The 18900-nt window shown below is 64.1% G+C and carries 15 protein-coding genes and 1 pseudogene; 9 read left to right on the forward strand and 7 right to left on the reverse strand.

The window, feature by feature from the left end; translation table 11 throughout:
- Positions 1-143: 143 nt before the first annotated feature.
- A complete protein-coding gene (gene cycA, locus CV770_RS17650) occupies positions 144-539 on the reverse strand; it encodes a cytochrome c-550 CycA (protein WP_091958783.1) in 396 nt (131 codons plus the stop codon).
- A 280-nt stretch (positions 540-819) separates the two neighbouring features.
- On the opposite strand from cycA, the gene CV770_RS17655 reads away from it, so the two are divergent.
- The 5 genes from CV770_RS17655 to CV770_RS17675 all read left to right on the forward strand — a co-directional run bounded on the left by CV770_RS17655 (position 820) and on the right by CV770_RS17675 (position 6841).
- Positions 820-2313 (forward strand): FAD-linked oxidase C-terminal domain-containing protein, encoded by a 1494-nt coding sequence (locus CV770_RS17655; protein ID WP_104463204.1) that lies wholly within the window; start codon positions 820-822, stop codon positions 2311-2313.
- Positions 2314-2384: 71 nt separating this feature from the next.
- The gene (locus CV770_RS17660) at positions 2385-3623 is read left to right on the forward strand and encodes an FAD-binding protein (RefSeq protein ID WP_104463205.1); all 1239 of its coding nucleotides are present in this window, start codon (positions 2385-2387) and stop codon (positions 3621-3623) included.
- Positions 3620-4942 carry a glycolate oxidase subunit GlcF gene (gene glcF, locus CV770_RS17665; protein ID WP_104463206.1) on the forward strand — a complete coding sequence of 441 codons (1323 nt, stop codon included), beginning with the start codon at positions 3620-3622 and terminating at the stop codon, positions 4940-4942. The genes CV770_RS17660 and glcF overlap by 4 nt, the downstream gene beginning before the upstream one ends.
- Before the next feature lie 84 nt (positions 4943-5026).
- Positions 5027-5413 (forward strand): histone, encoded by a 387-nt coding sequence (locus CV770_RS17670; RefSeq protein ID WP_104463207.1) that lies wholly within the window; start codon positions 5027-5029, stop codon positions 5411-5413.
- A gap of 393 nt (positions 5414-5806) precedes the next feature.
- Complete coding sequence (locus tag CV770_RS17675) at positions 5807-6841, forward strand: TorF family putative porin (RefSeq protein WP_091958852.1); 1035 nt, start codon at positions 5807-5809, stop codon at positions 6839-6841.
- Between the two features lie 256 nt (positions 6842-7097).
- On the opposite strand, the gene CV770_RS17680 is transcribed toward CV770_RS17675, so the two are convergent.
- Positions 7098-8858: an ABC transporter ATP-binding protein/permease gene (locus tag CV770_RS17680; RefSeq protein ID WP_104463208.1), complete on the reverse strand. Its 1761-nt coding sequence runs from the start codon at positions 8856-8858 to the stop codon at positions 7098-7100.
- 315 nt (positions 8859-9173) lie between these two features.
- On the opposite strand from CV770_RS17680, the gene CV770_RS17685 reads away from it, so the two are divergent.
- Positions 9174-10838, forward strand: a complete 1665-nt coding sequence (locus tag CV770_RS17685) for an L-lactate permease (RefSeq protein ID WP_091958769.1) — start codon at positions 9174-9176, stop codon at positions 10836-10838.
- Positions 10839-10997: 159 nt separating this feature from the next.
- Complete coding sequence (locus CV770_RS17690) at positions 10998-11396, forward strand: META domain-containing protein (protein WP_201759905.1); 399 nt, start codon at positions 10998-11000, stop codon at positions 11394-11396.
- Positions 11397-11485: 89 nt separating this feature from the next.
- On the opposite strand, the gene CV770_RS17695 is transcribed toward CV770_RS17690, so the two are convergent.
- The 3 genes from CV770_RS17695 to CV770_RS17705 form a co-directional block, all read right to left on the reverse strand.
- A complete protein-coding gene (locus CV770_RS17695; protein WP_104463210.1) occupies positions 11486-12697 on the reverse strand; it encodes a hypothetical protein in 1212 nt (403 codons plus the stop codon).
- Positions 12698-12897: 200 nt separating this feature from the next.
- A complete protein-coding gene (groL, locus tag CV770_RS17700; protein WP_091958762.1) occupies positions 12898-14529 on the reverse strand; it encodes a chaperonin GroEL in 1632 nt (543 codons plus the stop codon).
- 188 nt (positions 14530-14717) lie between these two features.
- Complete coding sequence (locus tag CV770_RS17705) at positions 14718-15014, reverse strand: co-chaperone GroES (RefSeq protein WP_018321905.1); 297 nt, start codon at positions 15012-15014, stop codon at positions 14718-14720.
- A gap of 316 nt (positions 15015-15330) precedes the next feature.
- Between CV770_RS17705 and CV770_RS17710 the strand changes: the two genes are divergently transcribed.
- The gene (locus CV770_RS17710; protein WP_028140096.1) at positions 15331-15852 is read left to right on the forward strand and encodes a hypothetical protein; all 522 of its coding nucleotides are present in this window, start codon (positions 15331-15333) and stop codon (positions 15850-15852) included.
- 250 nt (positions 15853-16102) lie between these two features.
- Here the strand turns inward: CV770_RS17710 and CV770_RS17715 are convergent, their stop codons facing one another.
- Complete coding sequence (locus CV770_RS17715) at positions 16103-16888, reverse strand: protein phosphatase CheZ (protein ID WP_091958759.1); 786 nt, start codon at positions 16886-16888, stop codon at positions 16103-16105.
- A gap of 315 nt (positions 16889-17203) precedes the next feature.
- On the opposite strand from CV770_RS17715, the gene CV770_RS17720 reads away from it, so the two are divergent.
- Positions 17204-18016, forward strand: coding sequence for a L,D-transpeptidase (locus CV770_RS17720; RefSeq protein WP_165637442.1), 813 nt, complete (start codon positions 17204-17206; stop codon positions 18014-18016).
- 645 nt (positions 18017-18661) lie between these two features.
- Here CV770_RS17720 and CV770_RS17725 read toward each other — a convergent pair.
- Positions 18662-18900 (reverse strand): annotated as a pseudogene (locus CV770_RS17725) (DUF2076 domain-containing protein); the annotation flags it as partial.

Raw genomic sequence — 18900 nt, forward strand, 5'->3', positions numbered from 1 at the left:
AATCCAGAATCCCTCCGTGGAAAGACTCTGGGTTGCTTCGCGGCGCTTGCAACGACGCCGTGAAGGAAACGCGTCAAAACAAAAAGCTGCAGCTTGGGCCCTGATTCGATCGGAAGAAGCTGCAGCTTCTGTCTGCTACGTGCTTACTGCTTGATCTTCCCGTCCTTGTCGAACTGGGAGACGTAGGACCAGAGATTGTTGATCTCGGTCTCGTTCTTGATGCCGGCGAACGCCATCTTGGTGCCGGGGATCTTGGCCTTGGGGTCCTTGATGTATTCCTTGAACACGGCCTCGTCCCAGGTGATGCCGGAATTCTTGTTCGCGTCGGAGTAGCTGTAGCCCTCAGCCGTGCCCGACTTGCGGCCGTTGAGACCGTTGAGCTCGGGGCCGACCTTGTTCTTGGCGCCTTCGCCGATCGCGTGGCAGGCCAGGCATTTGTTGAACGATGTCTTGCCGGCCGCGACATCCTGCGCCATCGCGGCGGGTGCGGTGGCAATCATGGTGAGGATCGTCAGTGCGCCAAAAGTTAGTTTTGTCATCGGTTGCTCTTCGTCTCTTCCCTGGTGGGTCTGGCCTGGTCGGTCGCTTGCCGGATCGGCAATCGCCCGACCGGGCGGTTTTCGCAGGCCTGCTCGGCCTGGACAAGCCACCAAACCATGACAGGTTTCACGATTTCCGACTTGTCCCAGAGCGAACTGGCGAAGGATCGTCGATCCGACTTTCGGATGGCCTACCCAAACAGGCGCGGACGTGATTGATTTGGCGAGACAAATTGATCGTGCGGCGTGAGCCGGAAAGATATGCCATGAAGGATTTGATATGGCCATCATGATGCCTGCGAGCGACCAGGCGGTGCTCGCGCGCCGCGCTGAGATCGTTGCTGCATTGCGCGCGATCGTGCCCGGCGAGGGCGTGATCGATACGCCTGCCGAGATGCGGGCCTATGAATCCGACGGGCTGACGGCCTATCGGCAGCCGCCGATGGTCGTGGTGCTGCCCGATACGACCGAGCAGGTCTCGCTGATCCTGAAATATTGTGCAGGGCAAGGTATCAAGGTGGTGCCGCGCGGCTCCGGCACATCGCTCTCAGGCGGGGCGCTGCCGCTCGAAGACGGCGTGCTGCTGGGCCTTGGCAAGTTCAAGCGCATCCGCGAGATCGATTTCGACAATCGCGTCGTCGTCACCGAGCCCGGTGTCACCAACCTCGCGATCAGCCAGGCGGTCGCCCATGCCGGCTTCTACTACGCGCCCGACCCGTCCTCGCAGATCGCCTGCTCGATCGGCGGCAATGTCGCGGAGAATTCCGGCGGCGTGCACTGCCTCAAATACGGCATGACCACCAACAACGTGCTCGGTTGCGAGATCGTGCTGATGAGCGGTGAGATCCTGCGCATCGGCGGCAAGGGGTGCGAGAACCCGGGCTACGATCTGATGGGCGTCATCACCGGCTCGGAAGGCCTGCTCGGCGTCATCACCGAGGTCACGGTGCGCATCCTGCAGAAGCCGGAGACGGCGCGCGCGTTGATGGTCGGCTTCGCCGAGGTCGAGGCCGCCGGCGAATGCGTGGCGCGCATCATCGGCGCCGGCATCATCCCTGGCGGCATGGAGATGATGGACAAGCCGGCGATCCACGCCGCCGAGGCCTTCGTGCATGCCGGCTATCCGCTCGATGTCGAGGCGCTGCTCATCATCGAGCTCGACGGCCCCAAGATCGAGGTCGACGAGCTGATCACGCGGGTCGAGACCATTGCACGAGGCTGCGGCTCGGTAACGCTGCAGATCTCCAATTCGGAAGCCGAGCGCAATCTGTTCTGGGCCGGCCGCAAGGCCGCGTTCCCGGCGGTGGGGCGCATCTCGCCCGACTATCTCTGCATGGACGGCACAATTCCCCGCGGCGCGCTGCCGAAGGCGCTGGCGCGCATCCGCGAGCTCGGCGAAAAATACCAGCTCGGCTGCGCCAACGTGTTCCACGCCGGTGACGGCAATCTGCACCCGCTGATCCTCTATGATGCCAACAAGCCCGGCGAGATCGAGCGCGCCGAAGCCTTCGGTGCCGACATCCTGCGCGCCTGCGTCGAGTTCGGCGGCGTGCTCACCGGCGAGCACGGCGTCGGCATCGAGAAGCGCGACCTGATGCCCGACATGTTCAGCGAGATCGACCTCAACCAGCAGCAGCGGCTGAAATGCGCCTTCGATTCGCAAGGCCTGCTCAATCCCGGAAAAGTGTTTCCGACCCTGCACCGCTGCGCCGAGCTCGGCCGCATGCATGTGCATGCCGGCAAGCTGGCGTTTCCGGATATCCCGCGGTTCTAGCGTCGGTCGCTGCGCCTCGCTGCAACGCGCCAAATTTGCTTTCCGTTCTAAACTTGGATACCGGCTCAGTCGTGGATACGCTTAAGGTCAGAGACGCCAAAGACGTCGAAGGGGTGGTGCGCGCGGCGATTGCCAATGAGCAGCCGCTCGAGATCATCGGTCATGGCAGTAAGCGCGGCATCGGCCATGCGATGGCGACCAATGCCGTGCTCGACCTCTCCGCGCTGAACGCCGTCACTTCCTACGAGCCGAACGAGCTGATCATCACGCTCCAGGCCGGTGCGCCGCTGGGCGACGTGCTGTCGCTGATCGACGCCAAGAACCAGCAATTCGCGTTCGAGCCAATGAACACCGCGCCGCTGCTCGGCACGCCCGCGCTCGGGACCATCGGCGGCATGATCGCGGCCGGGCTTGCCGGCCCGCGTCGGATCAGGGCAGGCGGGGCGCGCGACCATTTGCTCGGGGCGCACGCCGTCTCCGGCTTCGGGGACAGCTTCAAGACCGGCGGCAAGGTGGTGAAGAACGTCACCGGCTACGACCTCTGCAAGTTGCTCGCGGGGTCCTGGGGCACGCTGTCCGTCATGACCGAGGTCACGCTGAAGGTGATGCCCAAGCCCGAGGCCGAGCGGACGCTGCTGCTCCGCGGCCTCGACGAGGCCGCCGCCAACAAGGCGATGACCGCGGCGCTCGGCTCGCCCTTCGACGTCTCCGGTGCGGCGCACCTGCCGAAATCGGCGTTCCGGGCGAAGACCGACGGGCTTGGCGATCTCGCAGGCCAGGGCGAGGCGCTGACCGTGCTGCGGCTCGAGGGCATCACGGCCTCGGCCGCCCACCGCGCCAACTCGCTGCGGGAATTGCTGGCGCCGTTCGGAACCGCGTCTCTGATCGAGGACGCGGCGTCTTCGGCGCTGTGGGGGACTCTCCGCGACGTGCTGCCGTTCGCGGCCGGCGGCGCGCTCGGCGCCTGGCCGGTCTGGCGGATCGTCTGCCCGCCGGCCTCAGGCGCTGCGCTCGGCACGCAATTGGCGCGGGAGACGGGCGGCGACGTGATCTATGATTGGGGCGGCGGGCTGATCTGGGCGGCATTGCCGCCGAAGGGCGACGCGCATGCTCCGGCGGTGCGGATGCGTGCCAACGCCGTCGGCGGTCACGCAACGCTGATCCGGGCGGCCGATGATGTCAGGCGCGATGTCGACGTCTTTCATCCGCAGGCGCCGGGCGTTGCCGCCCTGAGCGAGCGGGTGCGCGCCAGTTTCGATCCAAAGGCCGTTCTCAACCGGGGCCGCTTGAGCCGAGGCGCTGTGGCATGAAGACCGAATTCTCACTCGCCCAGCTTGCCGATCCCGACATCGCGGAAGCCGACAAGATCCTGCGCGCCTGCGTCCATTGCGGCTTCTGCACCGCAACCTGTCCGACCTATGTGCTGCTCGGCGACGAGCTCGATAGCCCGCGTGGTCGCATCTACCTGATCAAGGAGATGCTGGAGAAGGACCAGGCGCCGACGGCCGAGGTGGTCAAGCATGTCGACCGCTGCCTGTCGTGCCTGGCCTGCATGACGACCTGCCCCTCAGGGGTGAATTACATGCATCTCGTCGACCAGGCCCGGGTCAGGATCGAGCAGCGTTATGAGCGGCCCCTGGCCGAGCGGTTGCTGCGTCAGGTGCTGGCCTTCGTCCTGCCGGACCCCCAGCGTTTTCGCATCAGCATGGTGCTGGCGCGGCTGGCTCGTCCGCTTGCCGTTTTCCTGCCGACGCCGCGGCCCTCGGCGACGCCCGGCCTGATCCAGCGCATCAAGGCGATGCTGGCGCTGGCCCCGCACCGGCTGCCGCCGCCGGGCCCCGCCGCCGGCAGCGTGTTCGCGGCGCTCGGCAAGAAGCGCGGCCGGGTCGCGCTGCTCCAGGGCTGCGCCCAGCAGGTCCTGGCGCCGCGCATCAACCAGGCGGCCATCAGTCTTCTCACCCGTCATGGCGTCGAGGTTGTCCTGGTCCGGGACGAGCAGTGCTGCGGCGCGCTGACCCATCACCTCGGCAACGATCAGGATGCATTGGCGCGGGCGCGAGCCAACGTTGCGGCTTGGCGAAAGGAAGCGGCCGGCGAGGGGCTCGATGCCATCCTGGTGACGGCGTCCGGCTGCGGCACAGTGATCAAGGACTACGGCTATCTGCTGCGCGAGGATGCTGCGTTCGCCGCCGATGCGGCGAAGGTGTCCGCGCTCGCCAAGGACATCACCGAATACATCGCCGGCCTCGCACTCGAGCCGACTGCGCGACAGGACAACATCGTCGTCGCCTATCACTCGGCGTGTTCGTTGCAGCATGGGCAGAAAATCACGGGCCTTCCGAAAGAATTGCTTTCCAAGAATGGATTCGTGGTGAAAGATGTACCGGAGAGCCATTTGTGTTGCGGTTCGGCGGGGACCTACAACATTCTCCAGCCCGAGCTTGCGGGCCGGTTGCGCGATCGCAAGGTCGCCAACATCGCAAGCGTCAAGCCGGACATGATTGCCGCGGGCAATATCGGCTGCATGGTGCAGATTGCCAGTGGCACGTCAGTTCCGGTCGTACACACGATTGAGCTTCTCGATTGGGCTACGGGCGGGTCGCGGCCGGCATTGAACGCGCAAGTTTGAGCTTTCAAGCCTGAGCTTTCCTCCGGAGGCGACGGTAGAACGACGCCCGATCGACCATTGTTCGTCGACAACAGGAGGACCACGATGGCGAAAGCGAAGAAGAAAAAAAGCAAGAAGGCCAAAAAGGCGAAGAAGGCTGTAGCGGCGAAGAAATCCGCGAAGAAGTCAGCCAAGAAGTCCGGGAAGAAGTCTGCCAAAAAATCTACCAAGAAAGCAGCCAAGAAAGCTTCGAAGAAGGCCGCCCCAAAGAAGGCCGCCAAGAAGGCTGTGAAGAAGGCAGCCAAGAAAGCAGCCAAGCCGGCTGCTCCGAAGAAGGCCGCGAAGAAAGCGGCACCGAAGAAGGCGAAGGCAGCTCCCGCGCCGAAGCCGTCAGCGCCGGCGCCAGCTCCGGCTCCCGAGCCGGCCGCCGAGACGAGCTGGGCGATGCCTTCGTCTTCTGCGGAAGCGGCGCCGGCCGAGGGACAAGGCTAGGTCCCATCCAGCGACCGCGATCGCCAACAACAGAGAAGGCCGCTGCGGTGACGCTGCGGCCTTTTTGCATCGCCGCAGGGCCTCCGGAAGCCTTCCGTTCACGGCGCCTGTTTGATTCGTAGCCCGGATGCCACGCTAGCCGCCTTCCCCGTACTTGCACGGGTCCTGCCGTGCACTTTGGAATGCAAATAATGTGATCGAGAAGACACACAGCCCGACAACCTTTCGTGGAATCGTCAAAACGCCCAAAAAGTCGGCAGATGCCCGTGATTTTTGCTTCACGGTCCCCCTCCCTCAATCCAGATTGTCGCAGTAACGCAATTTTGCAGACAAGTCGTTTGCCCCGGGGGCTTCCGGGATCCGACTGGGTAAGAACTGGCGATGGGGATCGAAATGAAAAAACTGGCTTTGTTGGCAACGGCGCTGGCAATGGTGACGACGGGTTCGGCTTTCGCGGCAGACTTGCGCGTGAAGGCATTGAAGGCCCCGCCGCCGCCCGCCTTCGATCCCTGGGATATCGCCTTCGGCGCCGGTATCATGAGCGACTACATCTTCCGCGGTGTCACCCAGTCGAACCATAATCCGTCGGTCACGGCCTATTTCGAGCCGCGCTACAACGTCAACAAGGACCTCCAGCTCTACATCGGTACGTCCGCTTCGAGCATCTCCTTCCCGAACCGCGCCGCCGCCGAAGTCGATATTTACGGCGGTATCCGCCCGACCTTCGGCATGTTCGCCTTCGACTTCGGTGTCTGGGGCTACCTATATCCGGGCGGAAGCTGCTTCGGCTCGCAGGGCACCCTTGCTCAGGGCAATTGCGGCACCAGCCTCGACAACTCCCAGGGCGCGATCGGCCTTCCGATCAACGGCAACTTCGCCAAGAAGGACGCGAGCTTCTTCGAAGCCTATGCCAAGCTGAACATCGCCATCAACGACCAGTGGACGGTCGGCTTCAACGAGTACTACTCGCCGAATTTCCTGAACCTCGGCGCCTGGGGCAACTATGCCTCGATCACCGCCAAGTGGACCGCGCCGAGCACGACCTTTGGTGCCAGCGGCGTCGGCATGTACGTATCGGGCGAGTTCGGCCGCCAGTGGCTCGGCACCTCCGACATCTTCTACGGCATTGCGGGTGACCCCCTGTACGCCAACGGCATCAAGGAGCCGAGCTACAACACCTGGAATCTCGGTGTCGGCTTCACCTACAAGGTGTTCACCCTCGACCTGCGCTACTACGACACGGACCTGTCGAAGGGTAATTGCAACGCCTTCACCAGCGACTTCTCGGCCACCAACTCCAGCCCTGGCTTCGTGACGCCGATCAATGGCGGCGCCAATGCGGCCACTGCGTTCGGCTCCAACTGGTGCAGCGCGGCGGGCGTCGCCAAGCTCTCGGTCGACCTGACCGCGATGAGCAACCTGAAGTAAGGTCTTTCCGAAACGATTTGACGAGGGCGGCAGAGCGATCTGCCGCCCTTTTACTTTGGAGAGGGCGACGGCTGGAGCTACGCGTGCCGTGCGCGGCGAGCGCGATGTTGCCACATCGTCGTGGCCGGGCTTGACGCGCCTGCGGGGCTGCTTCGGCGAGACGAAAGCCGGGCAGGCGAGACCAGCCCGGACGTGACGAGGGTGCGGAGCGACCGCTCGAGCCGCGCGCACCGAACAGACCGCCGCTGCGCTCGCCTCAGCGCGCCGCGGTCGGCTCCGCCCGGGCCGGCTCGACGGCTTTACCGAGGACGTGGATCTCGCCGTCCTCCACCAATGCCACCTTCCGGGTGTGGAAGGCGTCGAGCGTCGAGCGGTGGCCGATCGAGACAATGGTGGCCTGCGGCAGCTTCTCCGTCAGCAGCCGATAAAGCCGGTCCTCGGACGGCTCGTCCAGCGAGGCGGTCGCCTCGTCGAGGAAGAGATAGTCCGGCATGTGCAGCACTGCACGAGCGAGCCCAAGGCGTTGCTGTTCGCCGAGCGACAATGTCCGGTTCCAGTGGCCGTGCTCGTCGAGCCGGTCCGCCAGCCGCGGCAGGCCGACTGCAATCAAGGCGTCGCGGATCTTCTCGGGCGGGACCGAGCCGTGCTCGGTCGGGTAGATGACAGCGTCGCCAAGCGCGCCGATCGGGAAATACGGCCGCTGCGGCAGCATCATCAGCTTCGACGTCTCGGGAATGGCGATCGTGCCGGTGCCGAACGGCCAGACGCCGGCAATGGCCCGGAACAGTGTCGACTTGCCGGAGCCCGACGGGCCGGTCACCAGCACCCGCTCCGACGGCTGGATCGTGAAGGCATCGGCTGCGACCAGAGGCGCGCCGTTCGGCAGTTTGACGAGCAATTGCTCGAGCGCGATTGCCTTTCCGCTCGATGGTACGACGTCGATGGTCGGTTCGAGCGCCGCGCCGTGGGCGGCAGAGCTGACCGACATCTCGAAGCCATCGAGGCGGGCGATCACCGCGCGCCACTCTGCGAGCGAGCGATAGGCGGTGACGAAGAACGACAGCGCATCCTGCACGCTGCCGAACGCCGAGCCGGTCTGCATCATGTCGCCGAGCTGGATGCGCTTGGCGAAGTAGGCAGGCGCCACCACCACATAGGGAAAGAGCGTTGCAGCCTGACCGTAGCTTGCCGTGAAGGCGGTCAGGCGCTTGGTCCGGCCCATGATCTCGTACCAATTGCCGATGACGAAGCCGAAGCGCCGCAGGAGATGCCCTCGCTCCGCGTTCTCGCCTTTCAAAAGGGCGATCTGCTCGGAATTTTCGCGCACGCGGATCAGGTTGAAGCGGAAGTCGGCCTCAAAGCGCTGCTGCTCGAAATTGAGATTGATGAGCGGGGCGCCGATCCAGTGGGTCAGCGCGGTACCGACGATCGCGTAGGCCAGGGCGCACCAGACCAGAAAACCGGGCACGAGGATATCGGTGCCGTAAATGTACAAGGGGGCCTTGTAGGACAGACCCCAGAGGATGACGACGAACGAGGCCAGCGTCACGATCGACGACAAAAGACCGAGGCCGATGGTCAGCGTTTGCTCGACGAAATTCTTGACGTCCTCGGTGATGCGCTGGTCCGGATTGTCGGCGGCATCGCCCTTGAGCTGCATGCGGTAATGCGTGGCGCCCTCGAGCCATTCGCCGAGATAGTGTTGCGTCAGCCATTGCCGCCAGCGGATCTGGAGCCACTGGTTCAGGTAGAGCTTGTAGACGGCCAGTGCGACGAAGGTGAAGGCAAGCCCAAGGAAGATCCAGACCTCCTTGACGAATTCGGGCAGATCGTAGGCCTGCAATGCGCTGTAGAACCGGTTCTGCCACTGATTGAGCAGCACGTTGATCGCGACCAGCACCAGCTCCATTGCGACGACGACGGCGAGCAGGCCGCGGCCGACCCATTTGTCTTCCGACCGGAAATAGGGGACGGCGATTCGCCAGACGATCGCGAGCGTGGCGGTGAGGTTCTTCACAGAGCGGAGTCTCCTAGGGGGATGTGCACAACGGCCCGGAGCCAGAGGCTTGAGGCAATGGCGGAAATGGGCGCGCTTAGACTAAAGTCGCAAGTGCTGCAATTTGCGTTGGCTTGTCGCAGCTTGCAACCCTAGCATGGGGTTCGACGGCGCGGGGTGGGGTGCTCCGGGATTTCGCGAGCTTGTGAGCGGCACGGGAACCGCCGCATTCGCAAGGAATTCGCGTCCAGCTCGGGGGTTATCGCTTCCAGCGTCAAGCAGGATCGGCTCTCCACGCGGGCCGTCTGCCGCAAACATGCGTGGGGGAGGAAGACCATGTGGAATCAAGTCTATGATCCGCTGAACAGCCCGGTGCTGTCGACGATTGCGGCGGCGGTGCCCGTCGTCACGCTGCTGGTCCTGATCGCGAGCGGCCGCGTCCAGGCGCATATCGCGGCGATCATCGCCGTGATCGTGGCCAATTTGATCACGATCTTCGTCTTCACCATGCCGGCGAACATGTCGATCCGCGCCTCGGTGCTGGGGATCGTCACCGGCTTCTTCCCGATCGGCTGGATCGTCCTCAACGTCATCTTCCTCTACCAGGTGACGGTGAGCACGGGACGCTTCGAATTGCTCAAGCGCGCCATCGGCGGCGTCACCGAGGACCGGCGGCTGCAATTGCTGCTGATCGCGTTCTCCTTCGGCGCGTTCTTCGAGGGCGCCTCGGGCTTCGGCACGCCGGTCGCCATCACCGGTGCCGTGCTGATCGGCCTCGGCTTCTCGCCGCTCGCGGCGTCCGGCCTGTCGCTGATCGCCAACACCGCGCCGGTCGCCTATGGCGCGCTGGGCACGCCGATCCAGGGCCTTGCCTCGGTCACCGGGCTCGATCCCTACATCCTCGGCGCGATGGTCGGCCGGCAATTGCCGGTCTTCTCGCTGATCGTGCCGTTCTGGGTGGTGTGGGCGTTCGCGGGCTGGAAGGGCATGAAGGATGTCTGGCCGGCGATCCTGGTCACCGGCGTGTCGTTCGCGATTCCGCAATTCGTGATCTCGAACTTCATCAATCCCTGGATCGTCGACATCGGTGCGTCGCTGATCTCGATGGGCGCGCTGATCCTGTTCCTGAAGGTCTGGCAGCCCAGGCAGCTCTGGCTGTCGCCGGCGCTGCGCGGCCGCGATGAATCGGCAGCCACCATGGCGGCGGCCAAACCGCTCGACAAGACGCCGCTGACCCAGAGCGAACTGTTCGGCGCGCTGCTGCCCTGGATCATCGTTTGCGTCGTGATGCTGATCTGGGGCAACGGGGCGTTCAAGGCCTGGGCGAATTCGATCTTCGTCTGGAACTATCCCGTGCCCGAGCTGCACCAGATGATCAACAAGATGCCGCCGGTGGCGCCAGGGCCGACGAAAGAGAGCGCCGTGTTCGGCTTCACCTACCTGTCCTTCACCGGCACGGGCATGCTGATCGCGGCGATCATCTCCGGTGTCCTGATGGGCGTCGGTCCCGGCAAGCTCGTGACCGAGTACGGCCGTACCATCCGGCTCTGTGCGATCTCGCTGATCACGATCTCGGCGATGCTGGCGATCGGCACCTTGACGCGGCTCTCCGGCGTCGACGCGACGCTCGGCCTCGCCTTCGCCGCAACCGGCGTGCTCTATCCCTTCTTCGGCACGCTGCTCGGCTGGCTGGGCGTGGCGCTGACGGGATCGGACACGGCGTCCAACGTGCTGTTCGGCAACTTGCAGAAGATCACCTCCGAGCAGCTCGGCCTGTCGCCGGTCCTGATGGCCGCGGCGAACTCGTCCGGCGGCGTGATGGGCAAGATGATCGACGCGCAGTCGATCGTGGTCGCCTCCACCGCCACCAACTGGTACGGGCACGAGGGCACGATCCTGCGCTTCGTGTTCTGGCACTCGATCGTGCTGGCCTGTCTCGTCGGCGTGCTCGTGACGTTGCAGGCCTATGTCTGGCCGTTCACGGCAATGGTTCTGAAGTAGCAGGCCAACTCCGGCTCGAACGCAAATCCCCGCGAGGTTCCGCCCCGCGGGGATTTTTGCGTCCAATCAAATCTCATCGCGCTCCAGGTGGCGCGAACCTTCTCAATGGCGCCGCCGTCTTATAGAAGGTGCGGCAAATCAGGTCGGACGAGAGGTCTCATGGTTTCGCTCAAGCGATTGGTGTGTGCTGCGGTTGCAATGCTCGCGATGTCCATTGTCGCGCGTGCCGAGGATGGTTTTCCGTTCGGCACCGAGATGACGCTGGAGGCGTTGCCGCAAGCAGGCTCGAAGCGAATTCCGAACATCGAGATCGGCGACCATGGCGAGGTCGTGCTCGAGCTCTGGTGCAAGGGCGGCAAGGGCCAGTTCTCAGTCGCCGGCAACACCGTGATTTTTGTCCCTGGTCAGATCCAGGACCGCTCCTGCCCGCCGGCAAGGGCGCAGGCCGACGACGATCTGGTCGCAGCACTGAGCAGTGTCGAAACCTGGAAGCGTCAGGGCGACGTGCTGACGCTGATCGGCCCGAATCCACTGCGTTTTCGGACGACGGGGAATTGACCGTTTGGTCATTCCGGGGCGCGCGAAGCGCGAGCCCGGAATCTCGAGATTCCGGGTTCGGTGCTTCGCACCGCCCCGGAATGACTGCGTCACTTCCAAACCGATTTGTCGGCGTCCCAGCGCTGGCCCCTGAGCTCCTTGGCGAGCGCCTCGACCGAACCGTTGTCGTCGGGCTGCTCGCCTTCCTCGTCGACCGACGTGTCGTCGGAGAGATTGAGCTTGGCGCCGCTGCTCTCGTCGGCGGTCGTGGTCGCGGGGCTGCCGATCCACAGCATGAGCTTGTCGGTCGTGCCCGGCTTGTCGGGCGAGACGAGCCCTGCGACCTCGATCGTGTCCGTGAGATCGAGCGCGGGGAAATCCGGGTTCGGCCGCTTGAAGACCAGCTTGAGCTTGCCTGTGGCGGGGTTGAAGCTCTGCGAGACCGGCTTTGCCGCGAGCGTCCGGCTCAAAACGTTCGAAACGGCGGCCGCGAGCTTGTCCTTGCTGATCTTGTCGCCCTCGCGCCAGTCGGCCGCGGCGAAGCGGATGGTGCGGTCCATCTCGGTCATGCCCGCGGTCCAGCCCGCGGAGGTGACGCCCGGCGTCGCCTTGAATTTCGCCAGCAGCGCGCCGGCGCGCTCGGGATCGACCGACATGTTGATGGTCTGCTCGCCTGCGCGTAGCGCATCGCAGCCGACCGTGAGACTAGCCAGCGTCACCTCGACCGCCTGGCCCTTCAGGCTCTTCAGGAAGTCGGTTGCATTATCGAGCTTGACCTTGACCGCGATTGCCTCCGGCGAGACATCGGTGAAATCCTTCGGCTGCGGCGTGATGCCGTCGTCGGAGGTCTGGTTGTCCTGAAATTCCTTCTCGCTGAGATCGGAATTGTCGGGCGAGGTCACCTCGGTCACCACCTGACCAATGCTGATCTGGCCGCGGAATTCGAAGGTGTCCCCGGCCTGCTTGCGCAGCAGCTTGACGCTGACCGGCGCCTTCTCGCTGATGCTCTGCGTGGTGCCGGTCAGGGTCTGGCCCGCGACCTGGAGATTGACGACGAAGCGGTCCTTGCGGTCGGAATTCTTTGCGACGGGATAGCAGACGTCGAGCACGGCCGCCGTCACCGTCTTGCCCTGGCGCGTCTCCTTCAGGATCACGTCGGCATTGCCGTCCATCAGCCCGTCGATCGAGGTGAAATAGCGTGTCTCCGGACCACCGGGCGTCGTGGCCCTCGGCGACAGCTTCATCTGGGCGGACGCGGGATGCGGCGAAGCTGCAAGCAGAGCTGCCAAAAGGGCTGTCGAACAAACCAGAAGCGCACGCATCGATGAAATCCTCGCGCAACGGGCATGATCCGGAGAAGTGTGAAGCGGTTTTCCGAGAGGATCATGCCCAAACTATTCGAATCGGCGCGTCACCGTAGTGGGTTTTGGCCGTCGGTTGAATCGGAAAGCGGAGGGGCAGGGTCGGCAAAAAAGAAGGCCGCCCGGAGGCGGCCTTCGCAACATTGTAACGGAACGGAGGCTCAGAAGCCGCCCATGCCGCCGCCGCCGGGCATCGCGGGCGAGGCTTCCTTCTTCGGCGTTTCGGCGACCATGGCCTCGGTGGTGACCAGCAGGCCGGCCACGGAGGAGGCGTCCTGGAGCGCGGTGCGCACCACCTTGGCGGGATCGATGATGCCCTTCTCGACCATGTCGACATAGTCCTCGTTCTGGGCGTCGAAGCCGAAGGTCTCGGACTTGTTCTCAAGGATCTTGCCGACCACGATCGAGCCTTCCACGCCCGCGTTCTCGGAGATCTGGCGGATCGGAGCCTCCAGCGCCTTCAGCACGATGTTGATGCCGGCCTGGACGTCGGCATTGGCGTTGGTGAGACGGCCCACCGCCTTCTTGGCGCGGAGCAGCGCGACGCCGCCGCCGGGGACGATGCCTTCCTGCACCGCGGCGCGGGTGGCGTTGAGGGCGTCCTCGACGCGGTCCTTCTTCTCCTTGACCTCGATCTCGGTGGCGCCGCCGACGCGGATCACCGCGACGCCGCCGGCCAGCTTGGCGAGACGCTCCTGGAGCTTCTCACGGTCGTAGTCCGAGGTGGTCTCCTCGATCTGCGCCTTGATCTGGCCGACACGGGCCTCGATGTCCGGCTTCTTGCCGGCGCCCTTGACGATCGTGGTGTTCTCCTTGTCGATCACGACCTTGCCGGCGCGGCCCAGCATCTTCACCGTGACGTTCTCGAGCTTCATGCCGAGGTCTTCGGAAATGAGCTGGCCGCCGGTGAGGATGGCGAGGTCCTCGAGCATGGCCTTGCGGCGATCGCCGAAGCCCGGCGCCTTGACGGCGGCGACCTTGAGGCCGCCGCGGAGGCGGTTGACGACCAGGGTGGCCAGCGCCTCGCCCTCGACGTCCTCGGCGATGATGACGAGCGGCTTGCCCGACTGCACCACGGCTTCCAGCACCGGAAGCATGGCCTGCAGGCCCGAAAGCTTCTTCTCGTGCAGGAGGATGTAGGCATCCTCGAGCTCGGCGGTCATCTTCTCGGGGTTGGTGACGAAGTAGGGGCTGAGATAGCCGCGGTCGAACTTCATGCCCTCGACGATGTCGACTTCGGTGTCGAGCGACTTGTTCTCTTCGACGGTGATGACGCCTTCGTTGCCGACCTTCTGCATCGCCTGGGCGATCATCTTGCCGATGGCGGCATCGCCGTTGGCGGAGATGGTGCCGACCTGGGCGACCTCGGAGGAGGCGGCGACCGGCTTGGCGCGCTTCTCGATGTCCTTGATGACCGCCGCAACCGCGCTGTCGATGCCGCGCTTGAGGTCCATCGGGTTCATGCCGGCGGCAACCGCCTTGGCGCCTTCGCGCACGATGGCCTGGGCCAGCACGGTGGCGGTGGTGGTGCCGTCGCCGGCGAGGTCGTTGGTCTTGGAGGCGACCTCACGCACCATCTGGGCGCCCATGTTCTCGAACTTGTCCTCGAGCTCGATCTCCTTGGCGACGGTGACGCCGTCCTTGGTGATGCGGGGGGCGCCGAAGCTCTTCTCGATGACGACGTTGCGGCCCTTCGGGCCGAGCGTCACCTTGACGGCGTTGGCGAGAACGTCGACGCCGCGCAGCATGCGATCGCGCGCGTCTCCGGAAAATTTGACGTCTTTGGCAGCCATTTTAGCAATCCCTCGTGTTTGGTGATGTGTCTGCGGCGCTTCTCTCTCCGTCATTGCCGGGCCTGACCCGGCAATCCATCATCCTGCGAAAAACGATGGATGCCCGGGTCGCCTAGCGCGAAGACGCGCTTCGCGCTTCTGCCCGGGCATGACGATGAGACATTCAGCGGCTGTTCAGGCGGATGGCCTTAGGCCAGTACGCCCATGATGTCCGACTCCTTCATGATCAGGAGCTCTTCGTTGTCGATCTTGACCTCGGTGCCCGACCATTTGCCGAACAGCACGCGGTCGCCGACCTTGAGGTCGATCGGGGTCAGCTTGCCGGTCTCGTCACGGCCGCCGGGGCCAACGGCGACGACCTCGCCCTGGGACGGCTTTTCCTTGGCGCTGTCCGGAATGATGATGCCGCCCTTGGTCTTTTCCTCGGCGTCGATACGTTTGACCACGACACGGTCATGCAGCGGACGAAATTTGGATTTAGCCATGACGTTTCCCTTTGGAGGCTCGCTTCGGAAGTAGTGGAAGTGGGTGGGGCGGCGCTTCCGTCCATCCCCTATCCCGAGGATCGAACGGCGTGCTTAGCAATCGGGCTTTCCGAGTGCTAATAGTGGGCCCGGAAATATGGCTTGGCCGCGATCCTGTCAAGCAAAGGTGGTTAAGCGATTGGTGAGGCGGATATAGGATGGTGGCACTGGAAACTTGTTCGGGGCGCCGACGTATTAAAGGACGTCATTGCTCCGGCAGCGGTTTTGCGCTTGGCTGCAGGAGGGGTGCGGCCATGGTCTTGTTCGGGGGAATGCCATGATCAGTTCAGCTCACGCGCGCACGGTTGCCAATCTGGCCGCCGCCTCATGTCTGGCGCTGCTGCTGGGCGCTTGCGGCGGCGGCATGAGCCTGCCGTCCTTCTCGTCGTCCTCGCCGCCGCCCGAAGCCGAGCCGGGCGTCGCGCCCGAAATGCCTGCGACCATTCGCGGCGACGAGATCGTCGGCCGCTGGGGCCTCGCCTCGTTCCAGAACCCGGCCGACCGCGCCCGCACCGAGGCGGCCGCCCGGGCCCAGTGCAAAAATCCCTACGTGATCACCGCCGGCTCCTCCGGCGGCGTGATCATGCATCTGGCCGACCAGGCAACGCCCCAGGAGCTGCGGCTGAAGGGCTCGCCGAGCGGCAAGAACTACATCGGGCCGGCGGGTCCGACCCCCGGCGAGCAGGACCGCGAAATCATCTCCTTCGACGGCCGCGTCCTGATCACCCGCTTCATCGACAAGGATGCCGCCACCCGCTACGGCAACATGGTCTACGTCCGCTGCGCGCCGCGGGCGTGATGGTCTAACGCCACGCCCGCCCTATAACCCTCTCCTCTTGTGGGAGAGGGAGGCTCGCCGCGTAGCGGCGAGACGGGTGAGGGGTATCTCTCCCCGAGTCCAACTCCCATTCGAATTCGCTGAGGCAACCCCTCATCCGGCGCTTCGCGCCACCTTCTCCCACAAGGGGAGAAGGGGCAGTCTCGCTTGATGGCACAAAACAAAAACGCCGGCCCCCAGGCCGGCGTTTTGTTATTCCTATGTCGCGCGCTCAGTCGAACAGCGCGTCGATGTCGTCCTGCGAGGCGTGGCCGACGTCGCCGGCGAGCTTGGGGCCGTTGAGAAGCTTGTCGTCCTCGCTGCGATTGTCGACCGGCGGCACGACGTGCGACTTGATCGCGTCGACGCCGCCCCAGATCTCCATCATCGCATTGATGTGCTGCTCGATGAACTTCATCGTGCCCATCACCTTGCTGATGCGCTGGCCGGTCAGGTCCTGGAAGTTGCAGGCTTCGAAGATCGAGATGACGCGTTCCTGGATGTCGTCGGCGAGCCGCTTCTGCTGGTCGATCGAGTCCACCTTGGACATCGCGCTGGCGGCCTGGTCGATCGATTCCGCGGCCTCGAGGATCTGCTGGGTCGCCTGCTCGGTGCCGCCGACCACCGCGCCGAGCTCGCCATTGACCTTGGCCATTTCGCCGCCGTCAAAGCTCTTGCCGTGCAGCGTCGCGATTTCGCGCTTGGTGCGGTCGATGGCGTCATGGATGAGGTCGAGCTCGACCTTCAGCTTCTCGCACTGCTCGATCTGGGCTCGATAGGTATCGAGCATGGTACGAGCCTCGGAAAGTTCGTGAGCGGTGGAGGCGTCGATCGCCGCCATGGCTGCGCTGCCGGACAAGGGCAAGGGCGCGGCGCCCTTCGCCATCTGCGCACGGATCGCACGTAGCTCGGCCATGATCTCGCTATGCATCGGGATTGCCTCTTCAGTTACGTCCAAAATCGGCATCTCGCCACCAGCGATATCCTCGACGCGAAAACGTTTGCGGTGAACAGCCATCAGGATACTCCCCCCACCTCACTCACGCGTCTTTGTAGGCAGAAGCGATTTAACACGAAGTTCACGGCAGGAACTGTTGTGCGGCTGCGCGCGACGGCGCGCAAAGAAGCGATTAACCATGCGCGCGCGGCGTTCATCGAAAATAAACGCTGATCGCCAAATTGCCCCGCTGCTGACGACGTGGTGAATCCAAACGCCGCTTCTGTTTACCAAACAAAACGGCTTTTGCCTTTTATTGACCACGTCGGGGGCGCGGACCAGCCATCAGCTCTCCACGGCGCATGTGATCTAGACGAAACAGTACAGAGTACGTCGATGTTCAAGAAAATGTCTGTCGCGCTGCTCGGCAGCGCTTGCACCTTCATTGCCGGCGCAAACAGTGCCAGCGCCTTCGACAATTCGGTGCCGAACGATCCGCCCGCGGTGCTCTACCAGCCGCAGGTGCCGCCGGCGCCGGTGCGCGTCGCCTCCAACGCGAACATGGGCGGCGGCTTCATCGAGTTCCTGTTCGGCGACGGTCCCGGCCGCGGTCCGGCCTACGCGCCCGAGCGGCCGGTCTATCAACAGCAGCCCGGCTATTACGACCAGCGCCGCCTGCCGCCGATGGGCGAGCCGCAGATGCAGGGTGGATATCAGCAAGGCGCGGTTCAGCAGGAGACGGCCGACCCGCGGCAGCGTCAGTTCGATCCAAGGTTCGAGAAGCAATCTGTTGACTATAGCGGCAAGGAAAGTCCCGGCACCATCGTGGTCGATACCCCGAACAAGTTCCTCTATCTCGTCGAGGGCAACGGCAGGGCGATGCGCTACGGCATTGGTGTCGGGCGTCCCGGCTTCACTTGGTCCGGCGTGAAGGCGATCACGGCCAAGCGCGAATGGCCGGACTGGACGCCGCCGGCCGAAATGATCGCGCGCCGCCCCGATTTGCCCCGGCACATGGAAGGCGGTCCGGAGAATCCGCTCGGCGCCCGCGCGATGTATCTGGGCTCGACGCTGTACCGCATCCACGGCTCCAACGAGCCCTGGACCATCGGCACCAACGTCTCCTCCGGCTGCATCCGCATGCGCAACGAAGACGTCATCGACCTCTACGGCCGCGTCAATGTCGGCACCAAGGTCGTGGTGATGTAGCCCAGCGCTCGCTGCGAGCCGTCAATTCCGCGTGTCGCGTCGGCTCGCGACGCGCGGCATCGAGGGCGTTGCGTGCCGCCGGCGTACGTTCTCCGGCTAGAGTCTAGGCTGGCCGACGATGCCGCGTCGAAGCCAGACGGGGGGCAACAGAGCAGCGACGAGGAGTTGATGAACGGGCAAGCGATGCGCGAGCGGAGCGGTTCAACCGCCGCGCCGACAGCTCGGCCTTCTTGACGAGTTCGTGCAGTCCCTCCAACTCGTACAACTCGGTGATGAGATGAGTTGTCACGGTGGTCAGGGTTGCGATGCGCTGCTGAAATGGACTCATTTTTAAGACCCCGACTATAACTAAAAGAGGCAACCACATCGGTAGTGTGGCATGAGCAACGTGTTCTTCCAGTTGAACACCCATGTCCGAATTTGGAAATCCGGGAGTCTACGGTCGCGCGCGTCAGACGGCGATTTGATTTGTCATGGTGAATTCAGGCGCGTCGGGTAACGTTCAGCTCAGTCCAATGGCACTGCAATATAGTCATATTATATCGAACGTCCTCTCTGCTTGCCGTGGCACAAAAGGCGCTCGCGCCATGCTCTAAAAAAAACGGCCGCCGAGAGGCGGCCGTCCGGATCTTTCGGGCGAATTGCTCACGCGTAATCGCTGCCGCCATCGTCGTCGCCGCCGAAATCGCTGTCGTCGGCCACGTCCATGTTGCCGTCGTCGTTGTTGTCGCCGTAGTTCTGGTCGTTGTCGTTACGATCGTTGTTCGCCTGGTCGGAGAAGCTCTGGCGCGACTCGCGGTTCGAGCCGATGTCGTTGAGACCGGCATCGCGCGCGAGCGAGCCGCCGGACTGGTCGCTGCCGCCCCAAGGACTTCCACCAACGC

The sequence above is a fragment of the Bradyrhizobium sp. AC87j1 genome (genome assembly GCF_002936975.1).
In the GTDB taxonomy this organism is placed as follows: domain Bacteria; phylum Pseudomonadota; class Alphaproteobacteria; order Rhizobiales; family Xanthobacteraceae; genus Bradyrhizobium; species Bradyrhizobium shewense.

Coding starts and splice junctions, on each gene's coding strand:
- cycA (WP_091958783.1), bottom strand. CDS start 539: ATGACAAAACTAACTTTTGGCGCACTGACGATCCTCACCATGATTGCC.
- CV770_RS17655 (WP_104463204.1), top strand. CDS start 820: ATGGCCATCATGATGCCTGCGAGCGACCAGGCGGTGCTCGCGCGCCGC.
- glcF (WP_104463206.1), top strand. CDS start 3,620: ATGAAGACCGAATTCTCACTCGCCCAGCTTGCCGATCCCGACATCGCG.
- CV770_RS17670 (WP_104463207.1), top strand. CDS start 5,027: ATGGCGAAAGCGAAGAAGAAAAAAAGCAAGAAGGCCAAAAAGGCGAAG.
- CV770_RS17675 (WP_091958852.1), top strand. CDS start 5,807: ATGAAAAAACTGGCTTTGTTGGCAACGGCGCTGGCAATGGTGACGACG.
- CV770_RS17685 (WP_091958769.1), top strand. CDS start 9,174: ATGTGGAATCAAGTCTATGATCCGCTGAACAGCCCGGTGCTGTCGACG.
- CV770_RS17690 (WP_201759905.1), top strand. CDS start 10,998: ATGGTTTCGCTCAAGCGATTGGTGTGTGCTGCGGTTGCAATGCTCGCG.
- CV770_RS17695 (WP_104463210.1), bottom strand. CDS start 12,697: ATGCGTGCGCTTCTGGTTTGTTCGACAGCCCTTTTGGCAGCTCTGCTT.
- groL (WP_091958762.1), bottom strand. CDS start 14,529: ATGGCTGCCAAAGACGTCAAATTTTCCGGAGACGCGCGCGATCGCATG.
- CV770_RS17705 (WP_018321905.1), bottom strand. CDS start 15,014: ATGGCTAAATCCAAATTTCGTCCGCTGCATGACCGTGTCGTGGTCAAA.
- CV770_RS17710 (WP_028140096.1), top strand. CDS start 15,331: ATGATCAGTTCAGCTCACGCGCGCACGGTTGCCAATCTGGCCGCCGCC.
- CV770_RS17715 (WP_091958759.1), bottom strand. CDS start 16,888: ATGGCTGTTCACCGCAAACGTTTTCGCGTCGAGGATATCGCTGGTGGC.
- CV770_RS17720 (WP_165637442.1), top strand. CDS start 17,204: ATGTTCAAGAAAATGTCTGTCGCGCTGCTCGGCAGCGCTTGCACCTTC.